Raw genomic sequence first — 9,805 nt, 5'->3', positions numbered from 1 at the left:
GTTTTATGTCGAAATGTATAATTGAAAAGCAAAAAAGGATCACTATAACGTTGTAAATCCTAATTTAGAATCATTCTTTGTTAAAAACCAATCAAAACAACGCTTTGTTTATAACAACAAATTTCGACTTTGTTAAAGAAAAGATTTTAAAATGTTAAAAATTTATTTTTTTAATATTAATTTGATTTTTTAGCAAAAACAAGCAGTCAAAATCGTTTTTTAGCAATAATAATTTTTGAAAACACGAGTTCTATTATATTTTGTTTAATTATCAGGTTTAATGTTTAAATTTGCGTAAAAAAATAATCTGCCTTAATTATGAACATTTATAAGGATTACATTCAAGAAATTGAAGAAAGAAAAACCCAGGGTCTTCACCCTAAGCCAATTGATGATGCTGAATTAGTAAGCGAAATCATTGCGCAAATTAAAGATTTAAATAATGAATACCGTACTGATTCACTTAAATTCTTTATTTACAATACTTTGCCTGGTACCACTAGCGCTGCTGGTGAGAAAGCTAAGTTTTTAAAAGAGATTATTCTTGGTCAATCTGTGGTAGCAGAAATAACTCCTGCATTTGCATTTGAGTTGCTGTCACACATGAAAGGAGGACCTTCTATCGAAGTACTTCTTGATTTAGCTTTAGGAAATGATATTGCTATTGCTAAAGAAGCGGCAAACGTTCTTAAAACACAAGTTTACCTTTACGACGCAGATACAGATCGTTTAAAAGAAGCGTTTAAAGCAGAAAACCCAATTGCCAGAGAAATTATTGAAAGTTATGCACAAGCTGAATTCTTCACTAAACTGCCAGAGGTAGCAGAAGAAATTAAGGTTGTTACTTATATTGCCGGAGAAGGAGATATCTCAACAGATTTATTATCTCCAGGAAACCAGGCACACTCACGTTCAGATCGTGAACTACATGGAAAATGTATGATTACGCCTGAAGCACAAGACGAAATAAAAGCATTACAGGCGAAACATCCTGATGCAAGCGTAATGCTAATTGCTGAAAAAGGTACAATGGGAGTTGGTTCTTCTAGAATGTCAGGTGTAAACAACGTGGCACTTTGGACAGGAAAACAAGCTAGCCCTTATGTTCCATTTGTAAATTTTGCTCCAATTGTAGCAGGAACAAACGGAATTTCACCAATCTTCCTTACAACTGTAGATGTTACAGGTGGTATTGGAATTGACCTTAAAAACTGGGTTAAAAAATTAGATGCTAATGGTAATCCTCTTCGTAATGAAAACAACGAACCAATTTTGGAGCAAGCTTATTCTATTGCTACAGGAACAGTTCTTACCATTAATACTAAAACAAAAAAACTTTACAACGGCGATCAGGAGTTAATTGATATCTCTAGTTCATTTACACCGCAAAAAGTTGAATTTATCAAAGCTGGTGGATCTTATGCTATCGTATTTGGTAAAAAATTGCAAACATTTGCAGCTAAGCTTTTAGAAATCGAAACGCCACTTGTTTTTGCTCCTGCTAAAGAGATTTCTGTTGAAGGACAAGGACTTACAGCAGTAGAAAAAATCTTTAACAGAAACGCTGTTGGTTTAACACCTGGAAAAGTTTTACATGCAGGTTCAGATGTGCGTGTAGAAGTAAATATCGTAGGTTCTCAAGATACAACAGGACTTATGACGGCGCAGGAATTAGAGTCTATGGCTGCTACCGTAATTTCTCCAATTGTTGATGGTGCTTACCAATCAGGTTGTCACACTGCTTCAGTTTGGGATAAAAAAGCGCAGGCTAATATTCCTAAGCTTATGAAATTCATGAACAACTTTGGTTTGATTACAGCTCGTGATCCTAAAGGAGTTTATCACGCTATGACCGATGTAATTCACAAAGTACTTAACGATATTACAATTGACGAATGGGCTATCATCATTGGTGGTGATTCACATACAAGAATGTCAAAAGGTGTTGCTTTTGGTGCAGATTCAGGAACAGTTGCTTTAGCACTTGCTACCGGAGAAGCTTCAATGCCAATTCCTCAATCTGTAAAAGTAACTTTTATTGGAGAAATGAAAGGTTACATGGATTTCCGTGATGTAGTTCACGCTACACAAGCACAAATGCTTCAAAAGTTTGGTGGAGAAAATGTATTCCAAGGAAAAGTAATTGAAGTTCATATCGGAACGCTTACAGCTGACCAGGCATTTACATTTACAGACTGGACTGCAGAAATGAAAGCAAAAGCTTCTATCTGTATTTCTGAAGACGATACTTTGATCGAATCATTAGAGATTGCTAAAGGAAGAATCAAGATTATGATCGACAAAGGAATGGACAACGAAAAACAAGTTCTTCAAGGATTGATCAACAAAGCTGATAAAAGAATCGCAGAGATTAAATCTGTAGAGAAACCAGCCTTAACTCCAGATGCAAATGCTAAGTATTATGCTGAAGTAGTAGTTGATCTTGATCAAATCGTAGAGCCAATGATCGCTGACCCGGACGTAAACAACATTGATGTTTCAAAAAGATATACACACGATACTATCAGACCTCTATCTTTCTATGGTGGAGAGAAAAAAGTAGATCTTGGATTTATTGGATCATGTATGGTTCACAAAGGAGATATGAAAATCCTTGCTCAAATGCTTAAAAACATCGAACAGCAACATGGAAAAGTGGAGTTCAAAGCACCACTTGTTGTAGCACCACCAACATACAACATCGTAGATGAGCTTAAAGCTGAAGGTGATTGGGAAGTGTTGCAAAAATATTCCGGATTCGAATTTGATGACAACGCTCCAAAAGGTGCTGCACGTACCGAGTACGAAAACATGTTATACTTAGAGCGTCCTGGATGTAACCTTTGTATGGGTAACCAGGAAAAAGCAGCAAAAGGAGATACTGTAATGGCAACATCTACACGTCTTTTCCAAGGAAGAGTAGTAGAAGATACAGAAGGTAAAAAAGGAGAATCATTACTTTCTTCTACACCAGTTGTAGTACTTTCTACGGTTTTAGGAAGAACACCTACAATGGTTGAATATACTGCTGCAGTAGAAGGTATTAACTTAACTAAGTTTGCACCATCTAACAAACAGTTAGTAATGTAATCGAAGATTATAATCGTTATAAATTCCAAAGCCCGAGTCATAATACTCGGGCTTTTTTTGTGATAACTGCTCTATTTTTTGTACCTTGTGTTGTTCAAAAAAGAATAATAAAAACAAACAAATCTTATGGCTTTTGATATTGAAATGATAAAAAAGGTATATAAAAATATGCCTGGTCGTGTAGATAAAGCACGCGAAATTGTTGGTCGTCCCCTTACTTTAACCGAGAAAATTTTGTACAACCACCTTTGGGATGGAAATCCGACTAAGGCCTTTGGAAGAGGAGTTGACTATGTTGACTTCGCACCAGACCGTGTAGCCTGTCAGGATGCAACCGCTCAAATGGCATTGTTGCAATTTATGCACGCTGGTAAATCTAAAGTTGCAGTACCAACAACAGTGCACTGTGATCACCTAATTCAGGCAAAAGTAGATGCTGTAACGGATTTGGCGAGAGCAAAAACACAAAGTAACGAAGTTTTCGATTTCTTGTCGTCAGTTTCTAATAAATACGGAATAGGTTTCTGGAAACCGGGAGCCGGAATCATCCATCAGGTAGTACTTGAAAATTATGCTTTCCCGGGTGGAATGATGATTGGTACCGATTCACATACAGTAAATGCAGGTGGTCTGGGAATGGTAGCCATTGGTGTTGGTGGAGCAGATGCCGTAGACGTAATGTCAGGTATGGCTTGGGAATTAAAATTTCCTAAACTGATTGGAGTAAAACTAACCGGTAAATTATCAGGATGGACAGCTCCTAAAGACGTAATTCTTAAAGTTGCCGGTATTCTTACCGTAAAAGGAGGAACAGGTGCTATCGTAGAATATTTCGGAGAAGGTGCAACCGCAATGTCATGTACAGGTAAAGGTACAATTTGTAACATGGGAGCAGAGATTGGTGCAACAACATCAACCTTTGGTTACGATGCTTCTATGAGTCGTTACCTACGTTCTACAAACAGAGCCGATGTAGCTGATGCTGCAGACAAAGTAGCTCCTTACTTAACTGGTGATCCGGAAGTATATGCAAATCCGGAAGAATATTTTGATCAGGTAATCGAAATTAACTTATCAGAATTAGAACCACACTTAAACGGACCTTTTACGCCAGACTTAGCTACGCCAATTTCTAAAATGAAAGAGGAAGCAATCAAAAACAACTGGCCATTACAAATTCAGGTAGGTTTAATAGGTTCTTGTACCAACTCTTCCTACGAAGATATTGCCCGTGCTGCATCATTAGCAAAACAAGTAGCAGAGAAAAACTTAAAAACAAAAGCGAAATTCACCATTACTCCAGGTTCAGAAGTAGTGCGTGCTACAATAGAAAGAGACGGATTTATTGACACCTTCAATAAAATTAACGCTACCGTATTCGCTAACGCCTGCGGACCATGTATTGGTATGTGGGACAGAGAAGGAGCAGAGAAAGAAGAAAGAAACACCATCGTTCACTCTTTCAACCGTAACTTTTCAAAACGTGCAGACGGAAATCCAAACACACTAGCCTTCGTAGGATCGCCGGAATTGGTAACCGCATTAGCAATCGCAGGAGATCTAAGTTTTAATCCTCTAACCGATAAATTAATCAACGAAGACGGCGAAGAAGTAATGTTAGACGAACCAACCGGAGACGAACTTCCTGAAAAAGGCTTTTATGCCGAAGATCCAGGTTTTCAAGCTCCTGCAAAAGATGGTTCAGGAGTCGAAGTAGTAGTCAACGCAGCATCAGAGCGTTTGCAATTATTAGCTCCGTTTGATGCTTGGGATGGTAAAAACATTACAGGAGCAAAACTATTAATCAAAGCATTCGGAAAATGTACAACCGACCACATTTCTATGGCAGGACCTTGGTTACGTTTCCGTGGACACTTAGATAACATTTCAAACAATATGTTGATTGGTGCTGTAAACGCATTCAACCAAAAAACAAATTCAGTTAAAAATCAATTAACAGGCGAGTACGATGCCGTTCCCGCTGTAGCTCGCGCTTACAAAGCAGCCGGAGTTCCGTCTATTGTAATAGGAGATCACAACTACGGAGAAGGTTCTTCACGTGAGCATGCTGCAATGGAACCTCGTTTCTTAGGAGTAAAAGCCGTATTGGTAAAATCGTTTGCCCGTATTCACGAAACAAACCTTAAAAAACAAGGTCTTTTAGGATTAACGTTCGCCAACGAAGCAGATTACGATAAAATTCAGGAGAACGATACCATTAACTTCACAGATTTAACCGAGTTCGCTCCAGGTAAACCTTTAACGTTAGAATTTGTTCATGATAATGGTACTAAGGATATTATCCTTGCCAATCATACCTACAATGCTGGTCAAATAGGCTGGTTCGTTGCAGGTTCTGCATTAAACCTAATTGCTGCAGGAAAAGCATAATCTTAACGATTCAATTATACCCAAAAACGTACTGTGAAAACAGTGCGTTTTTTTGTTTAGGAGCTAATCCAGCTGTCCGCTATATCTTTTATGGCGAACCCCGCCACAAAAGGATGCCGCTTTCATCTGGGCTAGGACAATCATTTTTAAAAGAAAAAAACCAGAAAAATTAATTTGCATCTGATTTTTGTACCAATGTTTTAATACGATTCGGTTTAGTACTATCAAATTCATCAATCGAAATACTATACATATTAGCAGAAGGAGTATTGCTGTATTGAGTAAAAGTATAACCACCAACGATGTACAAGGTGTCGTTGAAAAAATGCATTGCAGCCGATTTTAATTCAAGATCAATCGTATATTCCTTCAGTTCTTTTGAAACCACATTGTAACAGTAAATTTTTCGGTTTTCAAAAAAATAAATAATATCATTGTTAGAAGTCACCGCAGGTCTTTCCATACCAAAAAACAATTCACCTTCATTTTGCCATTTATCAGTAAGCAAATCAAGGCTTTGAATAGTATTTAAAGGTTCTCCGTTATTTCCTCCAATCAAGTAAATTTTATCACCAATCAAAACACCATTTGTTTCTTTTGCAATTGGCATATCCGAAAGCTCGTACCATAAACCCGAAGTCAGATTGTAAAAATGAGTTTTGTTAGTAAAAACCTTTTGCCCTTTTTCCGTTGATTTTACAGCACCACCCAATACAATAATATTGTCTTTATAGAGAAACGATGCGAAATTTATAGCCTGATGCGGATTCGTTTTATCGATCACAATTTCATTTTTATTCAGGTCAAAAACTTCAATTCGATTCTCTAAAAATTCTTTATTACCAGCAAGTCTTTTGCCTCCTAAAACATATAATGCATTGTCGTAATAAAGAAGGTGATTGAAGGCTCTCTTTATAAATTTTGTTTCAGAGACCTGCCAGGTATTTGTCTTTATATCATAAATTAAAAAATCGCCCTTATGCAGCTGTAAAGAAAACTGGCGTCTTAGTTCATTTAAATAGCTTTGTAAAAAATTGACTCCTCCGACTTCATACATTTCCTGCTTCGATAATACTCTTTGTAGAGCATCAGAACCAAACGAAGCATCACCACCTACAACATATATTTTGCCATCATGAAGTAACGATCCAAAAGAAGAAATACTGCTTTTTAGCGGTGATAATTTAGTATATGCAATATTCGATTTTAGTTTTAAACCGCGATTAGAAGAAATCGTTAGCTCCGATAAATTTTCCATTTCATCAGAAAGAACAACATTGTATTGTTGTAGTTTTAAGTCATTCAAACTCAATTTTAGAGAAGTAAAACCGACATGAGAAAATTCAATGGAGTCATTGTCTTTTAAGTTTGATGCTGCTTTTAAAATATATTCGCCCTTCTTATTTGTTAAGCTGTTAGCGTTATTGCTTAGCGAGCGAACATTAACATCAGCCAAAGGAAGATTGTCATTTTTAGAAAATACAATTCCTTTCAGGCTTTGCGCAACAGAAAGAATAGGAAATAGTAAGAGCAATAATACCGCTTTTTTCATGTTTTTATATTGAGACGAATAATAATAATCTAAGATAATATTTTTCGTATTAATTATGTATTTTTAGTAGGTTGTTTCGATTTTAGTGAGTTATTTGTTGTTTTGAACCCAAAAAGTTGTTTAAAATGACTAATTTTTTACATAAAATTGTTAAATTCGCCATAATGGTAAAAATAACTGTTTTGTTGTTTATATCGAAATCTCAATTGCAAATAAAAAAGTAATTCCCCCAAATTATGATTTTAAGATTAGTCGTCACTTTGTTTTTATTTAGTTCCGTAGTTTTTTCACAGGAAAAGTTTATCAAGCATACCATTTCTAAAGGAGATAATATATCGGTAATCGCTAAAAAATACGGAGTAAAAACCAAAGCAATTTTTGACGCCAATCCCAATGCACCCAAAATTTTAAAACTAAATTCAGTTTTATTAATTCCAAACAAAAATTTTACTTCCATAAAGACACCTGTTGAGGCAGTCGTTATAAATAATCCAGGATCACATCAGGTTTTAGCCAAAGAAACATTGTGGGGAATATCTAAAAAATACAATGTTGCCGTAGATGATTTAAAGAAAGCCAATCCGCTTTTAGAAACAGAAGGATTAAAGATTGGACAGCAATTAATAATTCCATCTAATGAAGTAGCATCCTTAGAAAAACCAGTTCAGAATACAGAAATTCAAAATGCAGAAAATAGCAGTCTTGTAGAAGTAGAAAGAGAAGTTTTACCTAAAGAAACAAAATACGCTATCGCCAAAGAATTTGGAATATCAGTAGCAGAATTACAAAAGCAAAATCCACAAATTAAAACAAAACTCCGTGTAGGATCCGTTTTAAAAATTAAAACTACAAAAGAAAAAGCAGATGCTTATCTGGCTTTGAAACCACAAGAAAAAGTAGAAGAAGCTATCGTAGAAGTACCCTCTCAGTTTACAACAGGTTCATCAGAAGTAGCAGAAATAACAGGGGATTCTTCATCCTTAATTAAAGTAGAAAATCACTTAGGTTTAATAGACCAACTAATATCAACCGCAACCGAAAACATCGGTATACGATACAGATCAGGCGGAACTACAAAAGCCGGATTTGATTGTTCAGGACTTATGTATTCTACATTTAGTAATTTCGATGTTAAACTGCCAAGAACATCAATCGAACAATCCCGAATCGGAATAAAAGTAAACTCAGACGAAGCACAAAAAGGCGATTTAATCTTCTTTAAAACAAACGGAAGACGCCATATTAACCATGTTGGAATGGTTGTAGATGTAGCAGATGGTGAGATTAAATTTGTTCATTCCTCTACACACGGTGGTGTTATCATTTCATCCACAAAAGAATCCTACTACGGAAGAAATTTTTCACAGGTTAATCGTGTTTTGCAATAGTTTGTAAAAATTCAGATAAGTTTTGTGTTCGCCAGTAAGATGCTTTTACGCACTCAGTTTTTGTTTTTTTAATTCACATTCCTCTAAATAACTATTATAGAGATACGAAATTACCAGCAAAAAATAATAAATAGTACCTGTCGACATTAATATTGCAGACTCTTCCGAAAGACCATAACTACTACCATCATAAACATTTTCAGAGGCAAATGCTTTAGTGTAATTCAATCTGGGCAGAGAATCAGAAAAAATGGCACAAAAACCTATAGATAATATATAGATTACAGCAGCTAAACCAGAAAAGCCCAATAACTTATCTTGTTGTTTTTTGCTTACATTAAAGAATGCAAATCGCATTCGAAAAAGAACGACTAATAAATAAGCAATCATTATCCTTTTATCATTTAATGGAAGCATTTTATCAAACTCATAAGCAAATAATCCATACACAAGTATAAAAAATATAATCGAAAATTTTCTTTGAAAAGCGGCCATAAAAATAGCCGAATGAACCATAATAAACTCAAAAGAAATTAGAACGCACAACGTTTTTACAGCTATAGGATCAGGATTTACAACAAGCCACAAACTTAAGTACTCGTAAAATAGATAAGCATTAGGTAAAACAGATGTAAAGTTATCTAATAGTTTTTTAAACATGTAATCAGTGTTTGTTGTATTGTTTTTAATGTTGTGCCCAGACAACTCCCATGTGATTAAAAGAAATTTATTTTTTTATCATTATAAATCGTTTCACCGGCTACCATAATTTCCAATTTCTTCGGGGAAAAAAGCTTGAATTTTTCAACTCTTGATTGTTAAAAGTAGTTTTTGTAATGATATTGATTGTCTTAAAATAGGTAATTGTGATCACATCATTTTCTTTTACTATTTTATAATCTTCCTCACTTATACGAATTCCTTTTTTTTGATCATCTTCATTTATAAGATACAATCTATAATAATGGCTATCAGATCCATATTCAGAGCTATGAGTATAATTGTCTTTTCTTTGAATGCTAAAATTTTCTGTTATTTTATCTATCTCCTGATCAGTAATTCTTTTAATCATAATAATCTTTCCGTATAAAAAGTTTAGAAGTACTAATCCAAAAACAGAAATAACATAAATAGTTAATAAATTATCTAAATGACTGTTGAATATAAACAAGTCAATAAAAAAGATCAAAAAATAAATTGGTAATAACAGAAAAATTAGAATAAAAGGCATTATAATTAATGATTGCCATAAACTTTTATTAAATGTCTTTTTTACAAAATCAACTTCTTCAATCTTAATTTTTTCTTTTAACATTTTTGAATATCTAATAAAAATGCTTCTGGTAGTGAGTGCTGATTTAGATAATAAAAACACAAATTATTA

At 34.7% G+C, this 9,805-nt stretch carries 6 protein-coding genes; 3 read left to right on the top strand and 3 right to left on the bottom strand.

Annotated features, from left to right (window positions below; all coding sequences use genetic code 11):
* Positions 1 to 318: 318 nt before the first annotated feature.
* Positions 319 to 3,090 (top strand): bifunctional aconitate hydratase 2/2-methylisocitrate dehydratase, encoded by a 2,772-nt coding sequence (locus B0A66_RS22315; RefSeq protein WP_089052050.1) that lies wholly within the window; start codon positions 319 to 321, stop codon positions 3,088 to 3,090.
* 126 nt (positions 3,091 to 3,216) lie between these two features.
* Positions 3,217 to 5,481, top strand: coding sequence for an aconitate hydratase (locus B0A66_RS22310; RefSeq protein ID WP_089052049.1), 2,265 nt, complete (start codon positions 3,217 to 3,219; stop codon positions 5,479 to 5,481).
* 169 nt (positions 5,482 to 5,650) lie between these two features.
* On the opposite strand, the gene B0A66_RS22305 is transcribed toward B0A66_RS22310, so the two are convergent.
* On the bottom strand, positions 5,651 to 7,033 hold the full coding sequence (locus B0A66_RS22305) for a Kelch repeat-containing protein (protein ID WP_089052048.1): 1,383 nt from the start codon (positions 7,031 to 7,033) through the stop codon (positions 5,651 to 5,653).
* A 236-nt stretch (positions 7,034 to 7,269) separates the two neighbouring features.
* On the opposite strand from B0A66_RS22305, the gene B0A66_RS22300 reads away from it, so the two are divergent.
* Positions 7,270 to 8,421 (top strand): C40 family peptidase, encoded by a 1,152-nt coding sequence (locus tag B0A66_RS22300; protein WP_089052047.1) that lies wholly within the window; start codon positions 7,270 to 7,272, stop codon positions 8,419 to 8,421.
* Between the two features lie 45 nt (positions 8,422 to 8,466).
* On the opposite strand, the gene B0A66_RS22295 is transcribed toward B0A66_RS22300, so the two are convergent.
* Both B0A66_RS22295 and B0A66_RS22290 read right to left on the bottom strand, forming a co-directional pair.
* A complete protein-coding gene (locus B0A66_RS22295) occupies positions 8,467 to 9,081 on the bottom strand; it encodes a hypothetical protein (RefSeq protein WP_123868286.1) in 615 nt (204 codons plus the stop codon).
* A gap of 100 nt (positions 9,082 to 9,181) precedes the next feature.
* Complete coding sequence (locus B0A66_RS22290) at positions 9,182 to 9,736, bottom strand: hypothetical protein (protein ID WP_089052045.1); 555 nt, start codon at positions 9,734 to 9,736, stop codon at positions 9,182 to 9,184.
* Positions 9,737 to 9,805: the final 69 nt, after the last annotated feature.

Origin of the sequence: Flavobacterium hercynium, from assembly GCF_002217285.1 — a bacterium.
GTDB classification, from domain to species: domain Bacteria; phylum Bacteroidota; class Bacteroidia; order Flavobacteriales; family Flavobacteriaceae; genus Flavobacterium; species Flavobacterium hercynium.
The sequence above is the reverse complement of the archived record's forward strand: the minus strand, read 5'-3'. Positions and strand labels throughout refer to the sequence as shown.